Origin of the sequence: Pseudomonas sp. B21-035 (assembly GCF_024748945.1) — a bacterium.
GTDB lineage: Bacteria > Pseudomonadota > Gammaproteobacteria > Pseudomonadales > Pseudomonadaceae > Aquipseudomonas.
Window position 1 is genome coordinate 5299664 of record NZ_CP087179.1, and the last position, 22987, is coordinate 5322650.

Consider the following 22987-nt stretch of genomic DNA (forward strand, 5'->3'; position numbering starts at 1 on the left):
ATTAATCTGGCCTGGATCGATCCATGTTCGCACTTTATCGCACGACGCTGCCGGCGTTATGCCTGTCACTGATACTACCTTGTACCGCACAAGCAGCCGCTGGCGAAACGCCAGAAGCGGCTGCCGACAGCAAACCTGCCGCAGTCGAACGCCAACCGCTGGCCGAACGCAGCCAGGAAGACGCCCAGGCCCTGGAACGCCAGGTTCCTGCAGCCGAACAGCAAACCCTGCAGGCTGGCAGCGACAGCTTCCTGGCCCTGTGGAAACCGGCCAACACTGCCGAACCCGAAGGCGCCCTGATCATTCTTGCCGGTGCTGGCGAAAATGCCGACTGGCCGAAAACCGTCGGCCCGCTGCGGCGCAAGTTTCCCGATGCCGGTTGGCACAGCCTGAGCCTGGCCCAGCCGGATTTGCTTGCCAGCGCCCCGCAGGCGCGCGTCGAAGTACCCCCGGCAGTGGAAAAAAAGGCCGAGCCAGGCGAAAGCGCACCGGCCAAGGACACCCCGGCCAATGCCAACGCCAGTATCGAGCAAGCCACGGCAGCCGAAAGCGAGAACAGCGAAAGTATCGAACAAGCGAAGGCGCCGGTCGACGATGACAAGGCCGATGCCGAACGCATCTTCGCCCGCCTCGATGCGGCCGTTGCTTATGCCCAGCAACAGAATGCCCGCAGCATTGTCCTGCTCGGTAACGGCAGCGGCGCCTACTGGGCAGCGCGTTACTTGAGCGAACGGCAACCGGCCCAGGTGCAGAAGCTGGTAATGGTCGCCGCGCAGACGCCAGCCCAGGCCGAACAGAGCCTGGACAGCCTGGCGCCGAACCTCAAGGTAGCCACCGCAGACTTCTTCTACGCCACCCTGCCCCAGGCCAGGCGCGCCGCCGAGCAGCGCCTGCAAGCCAGTAAACGCTTGAAGGACTCCAACTACCGCCAGGTCAGCCTGACCGCCATGCCAGGCAACAGCGCGGCGGAACAGGAGCAATTGTTCCGCCGCATCCGCGGCTGGCTCAGCCCGGAAAAACTCGACTAGAAGCCACGGCGTTTACGGATGACGGCGTAGGCCTGATGCAGTTCGCGGGTTCGTTCGGTGGCCTCGCGAACCTGCGCGGGGCTTGCGCCATTGCCCACCAGCTTGTCCGGATGATGACGGCTGAGCAGGCGCCGGTAAGCTTGTTTGATCTGCCCGGCTTCGCTGTCGGCGCTGACCCCAAGCATGCGCAAGGCTTGTGGATAACCCAGCGTGCCATCGGCCAGCACAGCCTTTTGCGGCTCATAGTCCAGCGCCAGGGCCTGGACCTTGGCTGCCGACCAGCCAAGGGCCTGGCCCCACGCCAGCAGCAGCTCGCGTTCATGCCGGCCAGCCTGGCCATCAGCCCAGACCATGCGCCAGCATGCGCGCAACATGCCTTCGGCGGCATGCGGCTGTTGCTTGAGGCGGCGCAGATGAACACCCAGGCGCTCCTTGCCAGCCTTGCCACGATTGAACGCGGCGATGGCGCGGCGCCTGGCCGGTTCGCTCATTTCCAGGCGCTGCATCTCCACCCGTGCCTGCTGGATATGGCCATCGACCACCCGTCCGTCGCTCTTGGCCAGGCGCCCAAGCAGGACGAACAGTACCTCGTCGTCACGCAGCACCGGCCGCCCACCCAGGCGTTCACGCAGATGCGCCCAACTGTGCAACTGCAAACGGCGGTCCATCGCCTGGCCCAGCAACGCCCCCAGCAACGCCCCGGGAATACTGGCGATGGCAAAGCCTGCTCCGGCACCTATCACTGTGCTCGGCCACAACATGTCAGCGGCGCTCAGCGAGCAGTTGCTCGACTTCGGCCAGCCGCTCCAGGGTGCCGACATCCACCCAGTGTCCGCTGAAATGCTCACCACTGACCTGCCCGGCCGTCATCGCCTGGCGCAGCAGCGGCGCCAGCTTGAAGGCGCCGGCCTGGCAGTCGGCGAACAGCTGTGGGGCGAGTACGGCGATACCGCTGTAGGTCAGGGTGTCGGCATCGACGTCGGCATCGCTGACCTGGCCTTTATCCAGACAGAAGTCGCCCTTGCCATGATGACCAGGGTTATCCACCAGCACCAGGTGGGCCAGGCCGTCGAGGTGCTTCGGCAAGCCGGCGAAGTCGTACTCGGTCCAGATATCGCCATTGACCAGCACAAAAGGCTCATCGCCCAGCAACGGCAGGGCTTTGAAGATACCGCCGCCGGTTTCCAGCGGCTCACCTTCGGGTGAGTAACTGATGTTCAGGCCCCAGCGCGAACCATCGCCCAGGTGATCTTCAATCTGCTGCCCGAGCCAGGCGTGATTGATTACCACATCCTTGAGGCCGGCCGCTGCCAACGCACGCAGGTGGTACTCGATCAGCGGCATACCGGCCACCGGCACCAGCGGCTTGGGGGTGTGCAGGGTCAGCGGGCGCATGCGCTCGCCTTTGCCTGCAGCAAGAATCATCGCTTTCATGGACGCGCTCCGGCTGCGGCCTGCAGGCTATCGATCAGCTCATCGAGTTCGGCCAGCTCCGGCCTGCGCGCGATCACTTCATCTATATAGGCAAAGAAGCGCGGTACATCGGCCAGGTAACGCGGCTTGCCGTCGCGGTGGCAGATGCGCGCAAAGATGCCGATGACCTTGAGGTGACGCTGCACGCCCATCAGGTCGCTGGCGCGGTGGAAGTCCTCGAACTCGGCCTGCACCGGGATGCCCTTGGCCTGGGCGCGCTGCCAGTAATCCTCGAGCCAGCCCTGCACGCGTGCCTGCGGCCAGCTCAGGAAGGCATCCTTGAACAGGCAGGTGATGTCATAGGTGACCGGCCCGTACACCGCGTCCTGGAAGTCCAGCACGCCGGGGTTTGGCTTGCTGTCCATCAGGTTGCGTGGCATATAGTCGCGGTGCACCAGCACCTTTGGCTGGGCCAGGGCGCTGTCGATCAACAGGCTGCTGATACGCTGCCAGGCGGCCAGTTGCGCATCGGTAAAGCCCAGGCCCAGTTCACGGCCGACGTACCACTCGGGGAACAGCTCAAGCTCGCGGCGCAACAGGGCCACGTCGTAGCTTGGCAGCGGCGCGTTCATCGGCAACTGCTGGAAAGCCAGCAGCGCATCAATGGCGTCGTTGAACAGACCATCGGCGTTCTCGGCGTTGATCACATCGAGGTAGGTCTGGGTGCCCAGGTCGCTGAGCAACAGGAAACCACGTTCAAGGTCCTGGGCATGAATGACCGGAACATTGACCTCGGCCGTGGCCAGCAAGTGGGCAATATCAACGAATGGCCGGCAGTTTTCCTGCGGCGGTGGCGCATCCATGACAATAAAGCTGTGGCCTTCGGCCTGCCAGCGGAAGTAGCGGCGAAAGCTCGCATCGCTGCTGGCGGCGGTCAGGCTACCCGCGGGAACCGTGCCCCAGCCCTGTTTATGGAACAGATTTGCCAGCTGCTCGGCGAGCCAGACATTCAGGTGTTGCAAGCGTACATCGTGATCGGGCATTACAAGGGTCTCCGACGGCCCTAGCCGTCAAGCGGGTCATGCTTTATTATCCAGCATCTTTTTCAGACCATCGAGAGGCGTGCGGCCCCACACGCGGGCAGATGGCACGCAGGAAGCCCGGACTAATAAGATGGCATTGAAATCCCCCGCGTTTCGTAAAAAATTCCCGTTGCTGGTCACCGGCGGTTTGCTGGCGATGCAACCTCTGGCCACCCCATACGTGGTTGCCGCAGAGCAGTTCGACTGCCAAGTGTCTGCTGCCGGAGGCTGGGACTGCAAGCCCAAAACCCCTGCCGCCGCACTGCCGCCGCGCCCGGTGCACGCCGGGGCGGCCGCCAGCTCGTCCGGTGAAACGCCAGCCGGCTCCGGCGAGGTCGCCCAGGAGCAGGCTCAAGGTCCGGTGCTGGTCACCGAAGCCAAAGGCCGCGTGCTGAAATCCCGTAGCCCCGATGCCAGCCACCTGGATTGGGTCCCTCGTGACCAGCTCACCCCAGCCCAGCTCGCCGAAACCGGGCCTTACTGCGCCGGTGCCTACATCGAGCCGACCCGTCCGGGCATGACCGACACCACGCCCAAAGACGAGTCGCCGACCTTCATCGGTGCCAAGGTTTCGCGCTACCAGCAGGAGCAGCAGATCGCCACCCTCGCCGGTGACGTGGTCATGCGCCAGGGCAGCATGCAGGTCGAGGCCGACGAGGCCAACCTGTACCAGGCCGAGAACCGTGGTGAGCTGAGCGGCAATGTGAAGATTCGCGACAACGGTTCGCTGGTGGTCGGCGATCACGCCGACATCCAGCTCGACACCGGTGAGGCCAAGGTCGATAACGCCGAATACGTGATGCACAAGTCGCGCATCCGCGGCAGCGCCCTGTACGCCAAGCGCGCTGAAAACGCCATCATCCGCCTCAAGGATGGTACCTACACCACCTGTGAGCCAAACAGCAACGCCTGGCAGCTCAAAGGCAACAACATTACCCTGAACCCGGCCACCGGCTTCGGTACCGCGACCAACGTCACCCTGCGGGTCAAGGATTTCCCGGTGTTCTACACACCGTACATCTACTTCCCGATCGATGACCGCCGCCAGTCCGGTTTCCTGCCGCCGTCGTTCAGCACCAGCAGCGATACCGGCTTCATGCTGGTCACGCCGTACTATTTCAACCTGGCGCCAAACTACGACGCCACCTTGTATCCACGCTACATGGCCAAGCGCGGCATGTTGATGGAAGGCGAGTTCCGCTACCTGACCAAGTCCAGCGAAGGACAGTTCGGTGGTGCTTACCTGAATGACAAGGATGATGACCGCAAGCTGCAGACGGACTACAAAGATCAGCGCTGGATGGTCAACTGGCAGCACAAGGGCGGCCTCGACGAGCGCCTGATGACTGAAGTCGACTACACCGACTTCAGCGACCCGTTCTACTTCCAGGACCTGGAATCGGATCAGATCGGTGTCGAAAGCCGGGACTTCGTCAATCAGCAAGGTGCGTTGACCTATCGCGGCGATACCTACACCGCGCGGCTGAACGTGCAGGCTTTCGAGCTGGCGACCATTTCGCAGATCACCCCGTATGACCGCCTGCCGCAGGTCACTTTCAACGGCATGCTGCCTTACCACCCGGGCGGGATGAACTTCACCTACGAATCCGAGGCTGTACGCTTCGAGCGTGATCTGAAGAACGGCACTGTCTTCGACAAGGACGGCAAGCTCGATACCAGCGTTCGCGCTGACGGTGGCCGCATCGACCAGAACATCACAGGTCTGGCCCGGGCCAACGGCACTCGCCTGCACCTGGCGCCGACCATCAGCCTGCCGATGGAAGCAAGCTATGGTTATGTGCGGCCATCGCTGAAGTACGCCTACACCCACTATGACCTCGACCTCGACAGTCAGGGCAAGGCCCAGGCACCAGGCCAGCCGCGCGAATTCGGCCGGTTCAACTCTTCGCAGGATCGCGATGTTCCGATCGTCAGCGTCGACAGCGGGCTGTACTTCGACCGCAGCACCCAGTGGTTCGGCAAGAACTACACCCAGACCCTGGAACCACGTCTGTACTACCTGTACGTCCCGTACAAGAACCAGATGGACATCCCGGTCTTCGATACCAGCGAGTACACCTTCAACTACGCCTCGCTGTTTCGCGACAACCGTTTCAGTGGCAACGACCGTATCGGCGACGAGAACAAGCTGTCGCTGGGCGTGACCAACCGCTGGATCGAAGAGAACGGCTTTGAACGTCAGCGCCTGAGCGTTGGCCAGGCCCTGTACTTCAAGGACCGCAAGGTTCAGTTGCCTGGCATTGCCTACAAGGACCGTCAGGACGCACAGTCGGATGTTTCCCCGTACGCACTGGAATACGAATACCGCTTCAACCGCGACTGGCGCTTCAATTCCGATTTCAACTGGGATCCGGACAGCCGCAGCACCCGTTCGGGCAGCGCGATGTTCCATTACCAGCCTGAACACAACGTCAACAAGGTGGTCAACCTCGGTTACCGCTACCGCAACGACATGGTCATCTACAACAGCGCCACTGGTCGCTGGCAGGTAGGTGGTGGCGACTATGGCCAGCCGGGTGACGCGAACTACATCAAGGACTACTACAAGATCCAGCAGCATGACTTCTCGGTCATGTGGCCGATCGTTCCGCAGTGGACCGCGATCGCGCGCTGGCAGCATGACTACAACCGCAACCGCACGCTGGAAGCCTTCGGTGGTTTCGAATATGACAACTGCTGCTGGAAGCTGCGTCTGATCAACCGTTACTGGATCGATTACGACGATTACAGCCAGGCAATTCCGCAAAACGAAAAAGGCGACCACGGCGTCTTCCTGCAGATTGTGCTGAAAGGCCTCGGCGGCGTAGTGGGCAACAAGGTCGAGTCTTTCCTCGACCAGGGCATTCAAGGTTATCGTACTCGTGAAGACCAAGCTTACTGATTGTCTGCGCCCGCTGTTGCTGGGCGCGGTATTGCTGACCGGCACGGCGCACGCCGCCGTGCAACCCCTGGACAGCGTTGTGGCCATCGTCGACAACGACGTGGTGATGAAAAGCCAGCTGGACAGCCGCGTACGCGAAGTCCAGCAGACCATCGCCAAGCGTGGCGGCCAGGTGCCGCCCGCCGGCGTCCTGGACCAACAGGTGCTCGAGCGCCTGATCGTCGAGAACCTGCAACTGCAGATCGGCGATCGCTCGGGCATCCGCATCACCGACGAAGAACTGAACCAGGCCATCGGCACCATTGCCCAGCGCAATGGCATGAACCTGGAGCAGTTCCGCGCCGCTTTGGCCCACGACGGCCTGTCGTACGAAGATGCCCGCGAGCAGGTTCGACGCGAGATGATCATCAGCCGCGTGCGTCAGCGCCGGGTTGCCGAGCGCATCCAGGTCTCGGAGCAGGAAGTGAAAAACTTCCTCGCCTCGGAGCAAGGCCAGATGCAACTGTCGGAAGAATGGCGCCTGGCCAATATCCTGATCCCGACCCCGGAAAGCGCCAACTCGGCGCAGATCCAGGCGGCCGCGCAAAAGGCTGGTGAGGTCTACTCGCGCCTGAAAAGCGGTGCCGACTTCGGCCAGATGGCAATCGCCAGCTCCGCCAGCGAAAACGCCCTGGAAGGCGGCGAAATGGGCTGGCGTAAAGCCGGTCAGTTGCCGCCGGAGCTCGCCAAGCTGCTCAGCAGCCTGAGCGTTGGTGACGTGACTCAACCACTGCGTATTCCTACCGGTTTCCTCATCATCAAGATGCAGGAAAAACGCGGCGGCGGTGGTGCCACCATGCGCGACGAAGTGCATGTCCGCCACATCCTGATCAAGCCAAGCGAGATTCGCAGCGAAGCGGCGACCAAGGAACTGGCGCAACGGCTCTATGACCGCATCCAAAACGGTGAGGATTTCGCCACGCTGGCCAAGAGCTTCTCCGAAGACCCTGGCTCGGCACTCAATGGCGGCGACCTCAACTGGATCGATCCAAGCGCCCTGGTACCGGAGTTCCGCGAAGAAATGGCCAACGCCCAACAGGGCCAGGTGACCAAGCCATTCAAGACCCAGTATGGCTGGCACGTGCTCGAAGTGCTGGGCCGCCGCGCCACCGACAGCACCGAACAGGCCCGCGAGCAACAAGCGATGAACGTACTGCGTAACCGCAAGTACGATGAAGAACTGCAGACCTGGCTGCGTCAGATCCGTGACGAAGCCTACGTCGAAATCAAGCTTCCTGGCGCCGATCAGGCCGCGCAGTGAAACCGCAGCGCTTCGCCCTCACACCCGGCGAGCCGGCCGGCATAGGTCCTGACCTGTGCCTGCTGCTCGCCACGCAAGCCCAGCCGCACCCCCTGATTGCCATTACCAGCCGTGACCTGCTCGCCGAGCGGGCCACGCAGTTGGGCGTAGCCGTCACGCTGCTGCCGGTGAGCCTCGACGCCCTCCCCGACCAGCCCGCTCCGGCAGGCAGCCTGTATGTCTGGGACACGCCGCTGCAAAACCCGGTTGTCGCCGGCCAGCTGGACAAAGCCAACGCCGGATTCGTCCTGCAAACCCTGACCCGCGCCGGGCAAGGCTGCCTGGACGGGTATTTCGCCGGGATGATCACCGCACCGGTGCACAAGGGTGTGATCAACGAAAGCGGTATCGCCTTTTCCGGGCACACCGAGTTTCTCGCCGACCTGACCAACACCGCGCAAGTGGTGATGATGCTGGCGACCCGCGGCCTGCGCGTGGCCCTGGTGACCACGCACCTGCCGCTGCGCGAGGTTGCCGACGCCATCACCAGCGAGCGCCTGGAGCGCGTCGCGCGGATCCTGCATGCTGACCTGCAACACAAGTTCGGCATAGCCAACCCGCGCATCCTGGTCTGCGGCCTCAACCCGCATGCCGGCGAGGGTGGCCACCTGGGCCACGAAGAAATAGACACCATCGAACCGACATTGGCGCGCCTGCGCAGCGAAGGCATGGACCTTCGCGGCCCGTTGCCCGCCGACACCCTGTTTACCCCCAAATATCTGGAGCACTGCGATGCAGTGCTGGCGATGTACCACGACCAGGGCCTGCCCGTGCTCAAGTACAAAGGCTTCGGCGCTGCGGTCAACGTGACCCTGGGCCTGCCGATCATCCGCACCTCGGTCGACCACGGCACCGCCCTGGACCTGGCCGGCAGCGGCAAGATCGACACCGGCAGCCTGCAGGTCGCCCTGGAAACCGCCTACCAGATGGCCGAGACCCGAAAATGACCGAGCAATACCAACACAAGGCGCGCAAGCGCTTTGGCCAGAACTTCCTGCACGACGCCGGGGTCATCGACCGCATCCTGCGCTCGATCCACGCCAAGGCCGGCGAGCGCATGCTGGAAATCGGCCCGGGCCAGGGCGCCCTGACCTCCGGCCTGCTGGCCAGCGGCGCGCAGCTGGACGTGGTCGAGCTGGACAAAGACCTGGTACCGATCCTCAACCAGCAGTTCGCTAACCGCGACAACTTTCGCCTGCACCAGGGCGATGCACTGAAGTTCGACTTCACCACCCTCGGCGCTGCCCCCCACAGCCTGCGCGTGGTCGGCAACCTGCCGTATAACATCTCGACGCCACTGATCTTCCACCTGCTGGCCAACGCCGAGCTGATCCGCGACATGCATTTCATGCTGCAGAAGGAAGTGGTCGAGCGCCTGGCCGCAGGCCCTGGCGGTGGTGACTGGGGCCGTCTGTCGATCATGGTGCAGTACCACTGCCGGGTCGAACACCTGTTCAACGTCGGTCCCGGCGCGTTCAACCCGCCGCCCAAGGTCGATTCAGCGATCGTGCGCCTGGTGCCACACGAAACCCTGCCGTTCCCGGCCAAGGACCATCGCCTGCTCGAACGCATCGTTCGCGAAGCCTTCAACCAGCGCCGCAAAACCTTGCGCAACACCCTCAAGGCCCTGCTCAGCAGCGACGCCATTGAGGCTGCCGGCGTCGATGGCAGCCTGCGCCCCGAGCAACTCGACCTCGCCGCCTTCGTGCGCCTGGCCGACAAGCTGGCCGAGCAACAGGGCGCCGCGTAACCTGCGCCATAGGCCAGTCATGCCCGCATGACTGGCCGGCTACCCCGCCGATAGCCTAGACTGACGCCATCGCCGTATCCGCGTCTGTTGCCAAGGCCCCTTGCATGTCTGATCCCCGTTACCAGATCGACGTCAGCGTCGTGACCCGCTTTCTCAAAGAACAATCCGACCCCGAAAACGACCGTTTCGCCTTCGCCTATACCATTACGGTGAAGAACAATGGCTCTGTGACCGCCAAGCTGATGTCACGACACTGGCTGATCACCAACGGTGATGGCCATGTCGAAGAGGTCAAGGGCGCCGGTGTGATCGGCCAGCAACCGGCCATTGAACCCGGGCAAAGCCACACCTACAGCAGCGGCGCGGTCATCAGCACCAAAGTCGGCACCATGCAGGGCAGCTATCAGATGTTTGCCGAGGACGGTAAGCGTTTCGACGCAGTCATTGCCCCCTTCCGCCTCGCCGTCCCCGGAGCCCTGCACTGATGGCGGTATACGCAGTCGGAGACCTGCAAGGCTGCCTGCAGCCGCTCAAGTGCCTGCTCGAACGGGTGAGCTTCGATCCAAAGGTCGACCGCCTGTGGCTGGTCGGTGACCTGGTCAACCGCGGCCCGGAATCGCTGGAAACCTTGCGCTTCCTTTATTCCATCCGCGAATCGCTGGTGTGCGTACTGGGCAACCATGACCTGCACCTGCTGGCCGCCTGGCACAACATCGAGCGCCTGAAAAAAAGCGACACCCTGCGCGAAATTCTCGATGCGCCAGATGCTGGCGAACTGCTCGACTGGCTGCGCCGGCAAAAGCTGCTGCATTACGACGAGCAGCGCGGCGTAGTGCTGGTGCACGCCGGCATCCCGCCGCAGTGGACCCTGGGCAAGGCCCTGGAGCTGGCAGGCGAAGTTGAGGAAGCGCTGCGCGACGACAATCGCTTCAAGCCCTACCTCGATGGCATGTACGGCAACGAGCCGAACAAGTGGAGCAAGGACCTGAGCGGCGTCACCCGTTTGCGGGTGATCACCAACTACTTCACCCGCATGCGCTTTTGCACCAGCGAAGGCAAGCTCGACCTCAAGGGCAAGGAAGGCGCCGACACCGCCCCGCCCGGCTACAAGCCCTGGTTCGCCCACAAGGGCCGCCGCTCACGGCATGTGAAGATCATCTTCGGCCATTGGGCCGCCCTTGAAGGGCGTTGCAAGGAGCCCGGGGTGATCGCCCTGGACACCGGCTGCGTCTGGGGTGGCGCGATGACCCTGTACAACGTCGATACCGGCGCATTGCAGCGCTGTGAATGCACCGAGCAAGGCACCCCGCGCACGCAGCCTGCGTCCGCACAACCGGCTAGAATGAACGACCAGTCCTGAAGGAAACCGTACCCATGAGCGAATTCAAACGCATCCCTCCCGAGCAGGCCCAGGCGCTGCGCGAGCAAGGTGCGGTCGTGGTCGATATTCGCGACCCGCAAGCCTTTGCCGCCGGCCACATTACCGGCGCAAGCCACCTGGACAATCACTCGGTAGCGGACTTCATCCGCACTGCCGATCTCGATGCCCCCACCGTAGTGGTCTGCTATCACGGTAACTCCAGCCAGAGCGCTGCCGCCTACCTGATCAGCCAGGGCTTTTCCGACGTCTACAGCCTCGACGGCGGCTTCGAGCTGTGGCGTGGCACCTACCCTGCAGAAACCGCCCAAGGCACTGCCGAATAATTTTTTTCATCTCTCGCAGCCCGCGTCCTGTGCGGGCTCGCGCCTGGCCAGACGAACGGTCATGGCGAACTTCATGTACAACCGCCCTTGACCTCCCCGATAACGAACTATCCTTAAGCGCAGGCCATCCAAAAAGGGGAGAGCCGGTACACCGGCGTGCGGGTCATCGGTAGCGAGTTCTAGGTGTTCTGGGGGGTATACAGCAATCGGCGGTGTCGATTGCATGCCAGCATCAGCTGACTGATCCGGCGTCGGCTCCACGTATCGAGCGAGGTGACGTCATGAGTATTTTTAGCCACTTCCAACAACGTTTCGAGTCCACCCGTCAGGAAGAACTTTCGCTGCAAGAGTACCTTGAGCTCTGCAAAAGCGATCGCAGCGCTTATGCCTCGGCGGCCGAACGCCTGTTGATGGCTATCGGCGAGCCGGAACTGGTCGACACCTCGAACAACTCAAGGCTGTCGCGCATTTTCTCCAACAAGGTGATCCGCCGTTATCCGGCCTTTGAAGACTTCCATGGCATGGAAGAATGCATCGACCAGATCGTGTCGTATTTCCGCCATGCCGCCCAAGGCCTGGAAGAGAAGAAACAGATCCTTTACCTGCTGGGCCCGGTGGGCGGTGGTAAATCGTCCCTGGCCGAAAAGCTCAAACAATTGATGGAGAAGGTGCCCTTCTATGCCATCAAGGGCTCGCCGGTATTCGAATCGCCCCTGGGGCTGTTCAACGCCGCTGAAGACGGCGCCATTCTCGAAGAAGACTTCGGCATTCCACGACGCTACCTGAACACCATCATGTCGCCCTGGGCGACCAAGCGACTGGCCGAGTTCGGGGGCGACATCAGCCAGTTCAAAGTGGTCAAACTCTACCCGTCGATCCTCAACCAGATTGCCGTGGCCAAAACCGAACCGGGTGATGAAAACAACCAGGACATTTCCGCCCTGGTCGGCAAGGTCGACATCCGCAAACTCGAGGAATACCCGCAGAACGACGCCGACGCCTACAGCTACTCGGGCGCGCTGTGCCGGGCCAACCAGGGCCTGATGGAATTCGTCGAGATGTTCAAGGCGCCAATCAAGGTTCTGCACCCGCTGCTCACGGCAACCCAGGAAGGTAACTACAACAGTACCGAAGGCCTTGGGGCGATCCCCTACTCCGGGATCCTGCTGGCTCACTCCAACGAATCGGAATGGCACAGTTTCCGCAACAACAAGAACAACGAAGCCTTCATCGACCGTATCTACATCGTCAAGGTGCCGTACTGCCTGCGGGTCAGCGACGAGATCAAGATCTACGACAAGCTGCTGTTCAACAGCTCGCTGGCCAAGGCCCATTGCGCGCCAGACACCCTGAAGATGCTCGCCCAGTTCACCGTGCTGTCACGGCTCAAAGAGCCGGAAAACTCGAACATCTACTCGAAAATGCGGGTGTACGACGGCGAAAACCTCAAGGACACCGATCCCAAGGCCAAGTCGATCCAGGAGTACCGCGACGCCGCTGGAGTGGACGAAGGCATGAACGGCCTGTCGACCCGCTTCGCCTTCAAGATCCTCTCCAAGGTGTTCAACTTCGACCCTCACGAAATTGCCGCCAACCCGGTGCACCTGCTGTATGTGCTGGAGCAGCAAATCGAACAGGAACAGTTCCCGGCCGAAGTGCGCGAACGCTACCTGCGCTACCTCAAAGAGTACCTGGCACCGCGCTACATCGAGTTCATCGGCAAGGAAATCCAGACCGCTTACCTGGAGTCCTACAGCGAGTACGGGCAAAACATCTTCGACCGTTACGTGCTGTATGCCGACTTCTGGATCCAGGACCAGGAGTATCGCGACCCGGAAACCGGCGAAATCCTCAACCGCATCGCCCTCAACGAAGAGCTGGAGAAGATCGAGAAGCCGGCCGGCATCAGCAATCCGAAGGATTTCCGCAACGAAATCGTCAACTTCGTGTTGCGCGCCCGGGCCAACAACAACGGCAAGAACCCGACCTGGCTCAGCTACGAAAAACTGCGGGTGGTGATCGAGAAGAAAATGTTCTCCAACACCGAGGACCTGCTGCCGGTCATCAGCTTCAACGCCAAGGCCAGCAAAGAGGATCAACAAAAGCACAACGACTTCGTCACCCGAATGGTGGAACGCGGTTACACAGACAAGCAAGTTCGGCTGCTCTCGGAATGGTACCTGCGAGTCAGAAAATCGCAATAAGCGCCAAGCTGCAAGCTGTCAGCTGCAAGTCGCGCACGTAGGTCAAATACGTGTCGGCTTGCGGGGGCAGCGGTGATCCAACTTGAAGCTTGAAGCTTACAGCTTGCAGCTACCGCCTACTCCCGGAGGGGCCTATGAGCTATGTGATCGACCGACGCCTGAACGGCAAGAACAAGAGCACGGTCAACCGCCAGCGCTTTTTGCGGCGTTACCGTGACCATATCAAGAAGGCCGTCGAGGAGGCCGTGAGCCGCCGCTCCATCACCGATATGGAGCATGGCGAGCAGATCAGCATTCCCGGTCGCGACATCGACGAGCCGGTGCTGCACCATGGCCGCGGCGGCAAGCAGACCGTGGTGCACCCTGGCAACAAGGAATTCACCGCGGGCGAGCATATCGCCCGTCCGCAAGGAGGCGGCGGGGGCGGCGGCCGCGGCAAGGCCGGCAACTCTGGCGAAGGCATGGACGAGTTCGTCTTCCAGATTACCCAGGAAGAATTCCTCGAGTTCATGTTCGAAGACCTCGAACTGCCCAACCTGGTCAAACGTCACCTGACCGGCACCGACACCTTCAAGACCGTGCGCGCCGGTATCAGCAACGAAGGCAACCCGTCACGCATCAACATCATCCGCACCCTGCGTTCAGCCCATGCCCGGCGTATCGCCCTGTCCGGCAGCAGCCGGGCAAAACTGCGTGAGGCGCAAGAAGAACTGGCGCGCCTGAAGCGCGAAGAACCGGACAACTTCGGCGATATTCAGGAAATTGAAGCGGAAATCGAGCGATTGAGCGCGCGCATCCACCGCGTGCCGTTCCTCGACACCTTCGACCTCAAGTACAACCTGCTGGTCAAGCAACCCAACCCCAGTTCCAAGGCGGTGATGTTCTGCCTGATGGACGTTTCCGGCTCCATGACCCAGGCCACCAAGGACATCGCCAAGCGCTTCTTCATCCTTTTGTACCTGTTCCTCAAGCGCAACTACGACAAGATCGAAGTCGTGTTCATCCGCCATCACACCAGCGCCCGCGAAGTAGACGAAGAGGAGTTTTTCTACTCTCGGGAAACCGGCGGCACCATCGTCTCCAGCGCCCTGAAGCTGATGCAGGAAATCATGGCCGAGCGCTATCCGGCCAATGAATGGAACATCTACGCCGCCCAGGCTTCAGACGGCGACAACTGGAACGACGACTCGCCGATCTGCCGCGAGATTCTTACCAAGCAGATCATGCCGTTCGTCCAGTACTACACTTACGTTGAGATCACCCCTCGCGAACATCAGGCATTGTGGTACGAGTATGAGCGTATCGGCGAAGCCTTTGCCGATACGTTCGCCCAGCAGCAGCTGGTGTCGGCCGGCGATATCTATCCGGTCTTCCGTGAACTCTTCCAGCGCAGGTTAGTGACATGACCGCTAGAGAGCAGAAGCGCCACCCTATTTCTACCGGGTCCGAATGGACATTCGAACTGATCCAGGCCTATGACCGGGAAATCAGCCGCCTGGCCGAGCGCTACGCCCTGGACACCTACCCCAACCAGATCGAGGTGATCACTGCCGAGCAAATGATGGACGCCTACGCCTCCGTCGGCATGCCGCTGGGCTATCACCACTGGTCCTACGGCAAACACTTTCTTAGCACTGAAAAGTCCTATAGCCGCGGTCAGATGGGCCTGGCCTACGAGATCGTGATCAACTCCGACCCCTGCATCGCCTACCTGATGGAAGAAAACACCATCTGCATGCAGGCCCTGGTGGTTGCCCACGCCTGCTACGGGCACAACAGCTTCTTCAAGGGCAACTACCTGTTCCGCACCTGGACCGACGCCAGCTCGATCATCGACTACCTGGTGTTTGCCAAGCAGTACATCACCCAGTGCGAAGAACGCCATGGCATCGATGCCGTCGAAGACCTGCTCGACTCCTGCCACGCGCTGATGAACTACGGTGTCGACCGCTACAAGCGGCCCTACCCGATCTCCGCCGAAGAAGAGCGGCGCCGCCAGAAGGAACGCGAAGAGCACCTGCAAAAACAGATCAACGACCTGTGGCGCACCATTCCCAAGGGCGCCGACAAGAACAGCGACCGCGACAACGCACGCTTCCCGGCCGAACCCCAGGAGAACATCCTCTACTTCATCGAGAAACACGCGCCGCTGCTCGAACCCTGGCAGCGTGAAATCGTGCGTATCGTGCGCAAGATCGCCCAGTACTTCTACCCACAGCGCCAGACCCAGGTGATGAACGAAGGCTGGGCAACCTTCTGGCACTACACCCTGATGAACGACCTGTATGACGAAGGCCTGGTGACCGAAGGCTTCATGATGGAGTTCCTGCAGTCGCACACCAGCGTGGTGTTCCAGCCAGGCTTCGACAGCCCCTATTACAGCGGCATCAACCCTTATGCCCTGGGCTTTGCGATGTACCGCGACATCCGCCGCATGTGCGAACACCCTACCGAAGAGGACCGCCGCTGGTTCCCCGACATCGCCGGCAGTGACTGGCTGTCGACCATCAAGTTCGCCATGAGCAGCTTCAAGGACGAAAGCTTCATTCTCCAGTACCTGTCGCCGACGGTAATCCGCGACCTAAAGCTGTTCAGCATCCTCGATGACGATCAGCGCGAAGACCTGCTGGTACCGGCCATCCACGACGAAAGTGGCTACCGGATCATCCGCGAGACCCTGGCCGCCCAGTACAACCTCGGCAACCGTGAACCCAACGTGCAGATCTGGAGCATCGACCGTCGCGGCGACCGCTCGCTGACCCTGCGCCACCAGCAACACGACCGCAAACCCCTGGGCGACTCAACCGAGGAGGTTCTCAAGCACCTGCACCGCCTCTGGGGCTTTGACATCCACCTGGAGACCCTGCAGGGCGAGCAGGTGATGAAAACCCACCATGTGCCGCCCAAAGGCGAGCACGGCGAAGCTGACTATGGTCGCCTGGACCTGGCGGTAGTGCACCTCTAGCACGCCCTCCGTTGCTGCCAGACAGGTTATCCTGTGGCATCAACGGAGGTTCTACATGCAGATCTACAAAGTCGGCGGCGCCGTACGCGACCGCCTGCTCGGCAGGCCGGTCAGTGATATCGACTGGGTCGTGGTCGGCGCCACGGCGGAACAAATGCAAGCCCTGGGCTATCGCCCGGTCGGGGCGGATTTCCCGGTGTTCCTGCACCCCAAAAGCGGTGAGGAATACGCCTTGGCGCGCACCGAGCGCAAGAGCGGACGCGGCTATGGCGGCTTCACCTTCCACGCCAGCCCCGAGGTTACCCTCGAGCAGGACCTGATCCGCCGCGACCTGACCATCAATGCCATGGCCGAGGACGACGAGGGTAATATCTGCGACCCGTATAACGGCCAGAAAGACCTAGAAGCCCGAATTTTGCGCCATGTTTCCCCGGCATTCGCCGAAGATCCCTTGCGCGTGCTGCGCGTCGCCCGCTTTGCCGCGCGCTATGCCGGCATGGGCTTTAGCGTGGCCCCGGAAACCATCGAGCTGATGCGCGAACTGGGAGATTCAGGCGAACTGCAAGCCCTGACTGCCGAGCGCAGCTGGAAGGAAATCGCCCGGGCGCTGATGGAGGACCAACCCCAGGTATTCATCCAGGTGCTGCGCGATTGTGGCGCCCTCAAGCAACTGATGCCCGAGCTCGATGCGCTGTTCGGGGTGCCGCAGCCTGAGGCCCATCACCCGGAGATCGACAGCGGCATCCATACCCTCTCGGTGCTCGAGCAAGCCGCCCTGCACCAGCAGCCCCTGAGCGTGCGCTGGGCCTGTTTGCTGCACGACCTGGGCAAGGGCCTTACCCCAGAGGAAGAATGGCCACGGCACATCGCTCACGAGCAACGCGGGCTGAAGTTGATCAAGGCGGTGAACCAGCGCTTCAAGGCGCCCCGTGAATGCCAGGAACTGGCCTTGCTGGTCGGGGAATATCACACCCACTGCCACCGGGCCCTGGAACTGCGCGCCTCGACCTTGCTGGAGCTGCTGCAAAGCTTCGATGTGTACCGCCGGCCGCAGCGTTTCGAGGAGTTTATCGTCGCCTGCGAGATGGACGCCCGCGGCCGCAAGGGCCTGGAGCAACGTGATTATCCACAGGCTGATTACCTGCGCGGCGCAGCGGCGGCGGCGCGTGCAGTTCAGGTGCAACCGCTGGTGCAACGAGGGCTGACCGGGCAGGCGCTGGGCGAGGCGCTCAAGGGCGAGCGGCTGAAGGCGTTGAAGGCGTACAAGGAAGGTCTCGGGCGCTGAACCTATCGCGGGGCAAGCCCGCTCCTACAATCCTGTGGGAGCGGGCTTGCCCCGCGATCGAAGCTAAAGACCGGTCAACTGCTGCCCACGCCACTCGAACGGCACCGGCGCCAGCACTTGCTCGATTTGCGCCTCGGCCCACAGCTGGCCCATGGTTATGCCCGCACCCGGGTGCTTAAGCGCTGGCGCAATCAACGCCAGCGGCCACAACACGAATGCGTTCTTGAGAATCTCTGCCCGCGGCAATACCAGCCCGTCGAAACTGCCATGCAGGTCGTTGTACATCAGCACGTCGATATCCAGCGGCAGACCTTTGCGCTCGGGGGCGTAGCGGCCATTGTCGGCCTCGATGAACTTGAGCCGGCGATCCAGTTCCATCAGCGGCAGCTCGGTCAAACCGCTGACCACCAGGTTGAAGAACGGTCCGCTCTTGATGCCCACCGCCTGGCTTTCGAACACCGCCGAACAGTGCATGTCGGTGAGCATTTCGGCCAGGGCATCGAGCCCGGCGGTCAAGTGCCGCTCGCGCTCGATATTACTGCCCAGCCCGAGGTAAACCCTGTTCAGAGACATCCGCGCTCGATCTCCACGCCGACCCCAGTGGCGGCCGGTACCGCGCCAGGCTTGGTCAGTTTCAGGCGCAACCAGGGAATCTGGAACTCGCTCATCAGCACCGCCGCCAGGCGCTCGGCGAAGGTTTCCACCAACTGGAACTCGGACTGCTCGGCAAACGCCTGGATGCGCGCCGACACGCTGGCGTAGTCCAGGGCCTTGGTCAGGTCGTCTCCGGCTGCGGCCGGGCGGTTATCCCAGGCAAAGCTCAGGTCCAGGCGCAGGCACTGGCGGATTCCGCGCTCCCAGTCATAGGCGCCGATCACGGTATCGACTTCCAGCCCCTCGATGAACACTCTGTCCAAGCACTTCTCTCCACAGCACGACAAGGGCGCGTTGCGCCGTTAGAATCAGGGCGTCCTCGCCCGGAATGGTTAGCATGTTTTGGTTACTGGCGCTGTGCGCCTACCTGCTTGGCTCTCTGTCCTTTGCCATCGTCCTCAGCCGCCTCAATGGCAGCCCGGACCCGCGCATGAGCGGTTCAGGCAATGCCGGTGCAACCAACATGCTGCGCCTGGCCGGCCGCAAACTGGCGGTCCTGACCCTGCTTGGCGACCTGTGCAAGGGCCTGCTGCCCGTGCTGGTCGCCAATCTTGCTGGCCTCGACCTGCAGCAACAGGCCTGGATCGGCGTGTGCGCGGTGATTGGCCATCTGTTTCCGGTGTACTTCCGCTTTCGCGGCGGCAAAGGTGTCGCCACCGCCGCCGGCATGCTGCTGGGGCTTTACCCGCCAGCCGCCTTGCTGGCCATCAGCGCCTGGCTGCTGACCTTCTACCTGACCCGTACCAGCTCGCTGGCGGCGCTGGTGGCAACGCCACTGACCCTGCCACTACTGGCCTGGCGTGAGCCGGAAGCGTTGCTGCCAATCAGCGTGCTGACCGTGCTGATCGTCTGGCGTCACCGCGGCAATCTACGCGACCTTTTCGCCGGACGCGAACGGCATTTCTGAATCCAGCGCATGAGCAACGCTCAGCTTCACAGCGGCGCCAGTTGCTCCATTGGCCAGCGCGCCTGCACGCTGATCGCCAGGCTTTCCTGCTGCCCGGCGGCCAGACGCTGGCAGCCGGCGTAGGCAATCATGGCGCCGTTATCGGTGCAAAACTGCGGCCGGGCGTAGTACACATTACCCTTGATGCCAGCCAGCATGTCTTCCAGCGAAGCGCGCAAGGCCTTGTTGGCACTGACGCCGCCAGCGATCACCAGGCGCTTGAGGCCGGTCTGCTTGAGGGCTCGCTTGCACTTGATGGTCAAAGTCTCCACCACCGCCTGCTGGAAGGCCAGCGACACGTCGCAACGGGTTTGCTCACCGTCGTCCCCAGCACTCTGGCACTGCTGCCAGGTATTGAGGGCAAAGGTTTTCAGGCCGCTGAAGCTGAAATCCAGCCCCGGGCGGTCGGTCATCGGCCGCGGGAAGACAAAGCGCCCGGGCACGCCCTGGGTTGCCAGGCGAGCGATCTCCGGGCCACCCGGGTACGGCAGGCCGATCAGCTTGGCGGTCTTGTCGAAGGCTTCGCCGGCGGCGTCATCGAGGGTCTCGCCGAGCAACTCGTACTGACCGATACCGTCGACGCGCACCAACTGGGTATGCCCGCCCGACACCAGCAAGGCGACGAACGGGAACTCGGGTGGCTGCTCTTCGAGCATCGGCGCCAGCAGGTGACCTTCCATGTGATGCACGCCAAGCGCCGGAATCCCCCAGGCAAAGGCCAGGGCCTGGGCGCAGGAAGCGCCCACCAGGAGTGCGCCGACCAGGCCGGGGCCTGCGGTATAGGCGATGGCGTCGATCTCGGTGGCGACGCAGTCGGCTTCGGCCAGCACCTGGCGGATCAACGGCAGCATGCGCTTGACGTGATCACGCGAGGCCAGCTCCGGCACTACCCCGCCATAGACGCGGTGCAGGTCGATCTGACTGAACAATGCATCGGCCAAAAGGCCGCGTTCACTGTCGTATAATGCGACGCCGGTTTCGTCGCAGGATGTTTCCAATCCCAGTACTAGCATGGGTCCGTGCCTTGTTGAGGCTGAATTCGAAGGCGCGCATGATAGTCCCCGCTCCCGACGCCGACCAGCGGTTTTCGATCAGAGGCTTTGCATTCCGGTCGGCTAAGGGTTAACATCCGCAACCCTTAAAAACCGACGTTCTCCAGCGCACATTTTTGCCACGAGTTCGTTGACCCCGGTAATGAATGAAGGTAGCTCTGGATGCCAGCCGTCAAAGTTAAAGAGAATGAACCCTTCGACGTAGCTCTGCGTCGTTTCAAGCGCTCCTGCGAAAAAGCCGGTGTTCTGGCTGAAGTTCGTAGCCGCGAATTTTACGAGAAGCCGACTTCTGAGCGTAAGCGCAAAGCAGCAGCCGCTGTTAAACGTCACGCCAAGAAAGTTCAGCGCGAACAGCGCCGCGCCGTTCGTCTGTACTAATACAGACGTCCGTCGCAAGCTTCTGCCTCGCCCGGCCCACAGCCGGGCTGCCGGCAGTTGTTGCTTGATCCTTTGGCCTTCGGGCCCAAGGCGTCCTGTTGCCCTGCAGCATGGACAACCTGCCTGAATCGTCAGAACTGGCCGCAACGCCAGCTGTGCACGTCCTTCCTGACGAGCCTTCACCGGCTGCAGACGAGCACGTCTTTCCGTATTTTGTGTTACGCCATTCGACATCGCTCGAACGCGCAGCCGTTCCCGCCGCATTAGCGATTACACTTGCTTATCGCCTGATGATGAGAGTGCCATGGCCGGGCTGATTCCCCAGAGTTTTATCGACGACCTGCTCAACCGTACCGACATCGTCGATGTGGTGAGTTCGCGCGTGCAGCTGAAAAAAGCTGGCAAGAACCTCACGGCCTGCTGCCCGTTCCACAAGGAAAAGACCCCGTCCTTCAGCGTCAGCCCCGACAAACAGTTCTATTACTGCTTTGGCTGCGGCGCGGGCGGCAACGCCCTTGGCTTCATCATGGACCACGACAACCTGGATTTCCCCCAGGCCGTCGAGGAACTGGCCAAGGCCGCCGGCATGGAGATCCCCCGCGAAGAAAGCGGGCGTGGTCACAAACCCCGGCAACCAGTCGATTCACCGCTGTACCCGCTGCTTGAAGCCGCCGCCGAATTTTATCGCCAGGCGCTGCGCAGCCATCCGACGCGCAAATCCGCGGTCGACTACCTCAAGGGCCGCGGCCTGTCCGGCGAGATCGCCCGCGACTTCGGCCTGGGCTTTGCCCCGCCCGGCTGGGACAACCTGTTCAAACACTTGAGCAGCGATACCTTGCAGCAAAAGGCCATGATTGATGCCGGCCTGCTGATCGAGAACGCCGAGTCCGGCAAGCGCTACGACCGCTTCCGTGACCGGGTGATGTTTCCGATCCGCGACAGCCGTGGCCGGGTCATCGCCTTCGGCGGCCGGGTTCTGGGCGACGACAAGCCCAAGTACCTCAACTCCCCGGAAACCCCGGTGTTCCACAAGGGCCAGGAGCTGTACGGGCTGTACGAGGCGCGCAAGTTCAACCGCAACCTCGACGAGATCATCGTGGTCGAAGGCTACATGGACGTCATCGCCCTCGCGCAGCAAGGCTTGCGCAACGCGGTGGCAACCCTGGGCACGGCCACCAGCGAAGAGCACCTCAAGCGTCTGTTTCGCGTGGTGCCGAGCGTGCTGTTCTGTTTTGACGGCGACCAGGCCGGCCGCAATGCTGCCTGGCGCGCCCTGGAAGCAACGCTTTCGAGCCTGCAGGACGGGCGCAAGGCGCGCTTTCTGTTTTTGCCCGAAGGCGAAGACCCCGACACCCTGGTACGCGCCGAAGGCACCGATGCCTTCCGCGCGCGCATCAATCAGCATGCGCAGCCGCTGGCCGATTATTTTTTCCAGCAGTTGACCGAGGAAGCTGACCCGCGCTCGCTCGAGGGCAAGGCACACATGGCCACCCTCGCTGCACCGTTGATCGAAAAAGTGCCCGGGGCGAATCTTCGCGCCTTGATGCGCAACCGCCTCAAGGAAATCACCGGCCTGGACAACCAGCAGGTCGAACAACTGGCGCACACTGCACCGGCGGAAGCTCCACCCAGTTACGACCCGGGCATCGATTACGACGCGATTCCCGACTACACACCGGATTACGCTGATTTTCACCAGCCCGAGTACGCCGCGCCACAACAGCAGTGGACACCGAACAAGGGCGGCAAGAAAAAGTGGGACGGCAAACCCTGGGACAAGAAGGGCAAGCCCTGGGAGCGCAATGGCCAGCGCCAGGATGCGCCACCACGGGTGCCGACCTCGGTAGAACCGCCGACCTTGAGCGCCCTGCGCACCTTGCTGCATCACCCGCAACTGGCGAAAAAGGTCGAAGATGCCAGCCAGCTGGCGGCCGAAGAACACGTCTATGCCCAGCTGCTGGTAGCCCTGCTCGAGGCGTTGCAAAAGAATCCTGAGCTACGCTCACTACAGCTGATCGCCCGCTGGCATGGCACTGAACAGGGCCGCCTGCTAAGGGCATTGGCAGAAAAGGAATGGCTGATCGATGCCGATAACCTTGAACAACAGTTTTTCGACACCATAACTAGCTTGTCCGCTCGCCAACGCGAGCGCAGCCTGGAACATCTGCTCAGGAAAGCACGTCAAAGTGACTTGAGCGCAGAGGAAAAAAATCAGCTGCGTGACCTGTTAAGCCGTAATGTTCCCGCACAAACCCCGACCTCAACTGGCGCGTGAGGTCCTAGCT

21 protein-coding genes are annotated in these 22987 nt (G+C 62.0%); 15 read left to right on the forward strand and 6 right to left on the reverse strand.

Annotated elements, in window-relative coordinates; all coding sequences use genetic code 11:
• The first annotated feature begins 23 nt into the window (after positions 1-23).
• Complete coding sequence (locus LOY22_RS24315) at positions 24-1028, forward strand: alpha/beta hydrolase family protein (protein ID WP_258595117.1); 1005 nt, start codon at positions 24-26, stop codon at positions 1026-1028.
• Here the strand turns inward: LOY22_RS24315 and LOY22_RS24320 are convergent.
• Genes LOY22_RS24320 through LOY22_RS24330 form a run of 3 tightly spaced genes read right to left on the reverse strand, consistent with a single transcriptional unit; the run spans position 1025 to position 3484 of the window.
• Entirely contained in the window at positions 1025-1789 is a 765-nt protein-coding gene (locus tag LOY22_RS24320) for a DnaJ domain-containing protein (RefSeq protein ID WP_045199299.1), read from the reverse strand. The genes LOY22_RS24315 and LOY22_RS24320 overlap by 4 nt on opposite strands.
• A 1-nt stretch (position 1790) precedes the next feature.
• On the reverse strand, positions 1791-2462 hold the full coding sequence (gene murU / locus LOY22_RS24325) for an N-acetylmuramate alpha-1-phosphate uridylyltransferase MurU (protein WP_258595119.1): 672 nt from the start codon (positions 2460-2462) through the stop codon (positions 1791-1793).
• Complete coding sequence (locus LOY22_RS24330; protein WP_258595121.1) at positions 2459-3484, reverse strand: aminoglycoside phosphotransferase family protein; 1026 nt, start codon at positions 3482-3484, stop codon at positions 2459-2461. Before LOY22_RS24330 ends, murU begins: the two co-directional genes overlap by 4 nt.
• 130 nt (positions 3485-3614) lie before the next feature.
• Between LOY22_RS24330 and LOY22_RS24335 the strand changes: the two genes are divergently transcribed.
• From LOY22_RS24335 to LOY22_RS24385, 11 genes are all read left to right on the forward strand, one after another.
• Positions 3615-6425 (forward strand): LPS-assembly protein LptD, encoded by a 2811-nt coding sequence (locus LOY22_RS24335; RefSeq protein ID WP_258595123.1) that lies wholly within the window; start codon positions 3615-3617, stop codon positions 6423-6425.
• Positions 6406-7725: a peptidylprolyl isomerase gene (locus tag LOY22_RS24340; RefSeq protein ID WP_045199291.1), complete on the forward strand. Its 1320-nt coding sequence runs from the start codon at positions 6406-6408 to the stop codon at positions 7723-7725. Before LOY22_RS24335 ends, LOY22_RS24340 begins: the two co-directional genes overlap by 20 nt.
• A complete protein-coding gene (pdxA, locus tag LOY22_RS24345) occupies positions 7722-8711 on the forward strand; it encodes a 4-hydroxythreonine-4-phosphate dehydrogenase PdxA (RefSeq protein ID WP_258595125.1) in 990 nt (329 codons plus the stop codon). Before LOY22_RS24340 ends, pdxA begins: the two co-directional genes overlap by 4 nt.
• Positions 8708-9514, forward strand: a complete 807-nt coding sequence (rsmA, locus tag LOY22_RS24350; RefSeq protein WP_045199287.1) for a 16S rRNA (adenine(1518)-N(6)/adenine(1519)-N(6))-dimethyltransferase RsmA — start codon at positions 8708-8710, stop codon at positions 9512-9514. Before pdxA ends, rsmA begins: the two co-directional genes overlap by 4 nt.
• Positions 9515-9618: 104 nt before the next feature.
• Positions 9619-9999, forward strand: coding sequence for a Co2+/Mg2+ efflux protein ApaG (apaG, locus tag LOY22_RS24355; protein WP_045199285.1), 381 nt, complete (start codon positions 9619-9621; stop codon positions 9997-9999).
• The gene (locus LOY22_RS24360) at positions 9999-10874 is read left to right on the forward strand and encodes a symmetrical bis(5'-nucleosyl)-tetraphosphatase (RefSeq protein WP_123565368.1); all 876 of its coding nucleotides are present in this window, start codon (positions 9999-10001) and stop codon (positions 10872-10874) included. Before apaG ends, LOY22_RS24360 begins: the two co-directional genes overlap by 1 nt.
• Positions 10875-10888: 14 nt before the next feature.
• Positions 10889-11218: a thiosulfate sulfurtransferase GlpE gene (glpE, locus tag LOY22_RS24365; protein ID WP_045199281.1), complete on the forward strand. Its 330-nt coding sequence runs from the start codon at positions 10889-10891 to the stop codon at positions 11216-11218.
• A 281-nt stretch (positions 11219-11499) separates the two neighbouring features.
• Entirely contained in the window at positions 11500-13422 is a 1923-nt protein-coding gene (locus tag LOY22_RS24370; protein WP_010221441.1) for a PrkA family serine protein kinase, read from the forward strand.
• 134 nt (positions 13423-13556) lie between these two features.
• The gene (locus LOY22_RS24375; protein WP_045199279.1) at positions 13557-14828 is read left to right on the forward strand and encodes a YeaH/YhbH family protein; all 1272 of its coding nucleotides are present in this window, start codon (positions 13557-13559) and stop codon (positions 14826-14828) included.
• Complete coding sequence (locus LOY22_RS24380; RefSeq protein WP_045199277.1) at positions 14825-16387, forward strand: SpoVR family protein; 1563 nt, start codon at positions 14825-14827, stop codon at positions 16385-16387. The genes LOY22_RS24375 and LOY22_RS24380 overlap by 4 nt, the downstream gene beginning before the upstream one ends.
• Positions 16388-16442: 55 nt before the next feature.
• Positions 16443-17672: a multifunctional CCA addition/repair protein gene (locus LOY22_RS24385; RefSeq protein ID WP_093378946.1), complete on the forward strand. Its 1230-nt coding sequence runs from the start codon at positions 16443-16445 to the stop codon at positions 17670-17672.
• Between the two features lie 63 nt (positions 17673-17735).
• On the opposite strand, the gene folK is transcribed toward LOY22_RS24385, so the two are convergent.
• Together folK and folB are read right to left on the reverse strand one after the other, a co-directional pair.
• Positions 17736-18245 (reverse strand): 2-amino-4-hydroxy-6-hydroxymethyldihydropteridine diphosphokinase, encoded by a 510-nt coding sequence (gene folK / locus LOY22_RS24390; RefSeq protein ID WP_258595131.1) that lies wholly within the window; start codon positions 18243-18245, stop codon positions 17736-17738.
• A complete protein-coding gene (folB, locus tag LOY22_RS24395) occupies positions 18236-18589 on the reverse strand; it encodes a dihydroneopterin aldolase (RefSeq protein ID WP_045199271.1) in 354 nt (117 codons plus the stop codon). The genes folK and folB overlap by 10 nt, the downstream gene beginning before the upstream one ends.
• Before the next feature lie 74 nt (positions 18590-18663).
• On the opposite strand from folB, the gene plsY reads away from it, so the two are divergent.
• On the forward strand, positions 18664-19233 hold the full coding sequence (plsY, locus tag LOY22_RS24400) for a glycerol-3-phosphate 1-O-acyltransferase PlsY (RefSeq protein WP_045199269.1): 570 nt from the start codon (positions 18664-18666) through the stop codon (positions 19231-19233).
• A 26-nt stretch (positions 19234-19259) separates the two neighbouring features.
• On the opposite strand, the gene tsaD is transcribed toward plsY, so the two are convergent.
• Positions 19260-20285 (reverse strand): tRNA (adenosine(37)-N6)-threonylcarbamoyltransferase complex transferase subunit TsaD, encoded by a 1026-nt coding sequence (gene tsaD, locus LOY22_RS24405; RefSeq protein WP_038998431.1) that lies wholly within the window; start codon positions 20283-20285, stop codon positions 19260-19262.
• A 201-nt stretch (positions 20286-20486) separates the two neighbouring features.
• Between tsaD and rpsU the strand changes: the two genes are divergently transcribed.
• Together rpsU and dnaG are read left to right on the forward strand one after the other, a co-directional pair.
• Positions 20487-20702 carry a 30S ribosomal protein S21 gene (gene rpsU, locus LOY22_RS24410; RefSeq protein WP_002551877.1) on the forward strand — a complete coding sequence of 72 codons (216 nt, stop codon included), beginning with the start codon at positions 20487-20489 and terminating at the stop codon, positions 20700-20702.
• Positions 20703-21006: 304 nt separating this feature from the next.
• Positions 21007-22977 carry a DNA primase gene (gene dnaG, locus LOY22_RS24415; RefSeq protein ID WP_093378936.1) on the forward strand — a complete coding sequence of 657 codons (1971 nt, stop codon included), beginning with the start codon at positions 21007-21009 and terminating at the stop codon, positions 22975-22977.
• Positions 22978-22987 lie beyond the last annotated feature (10 nt).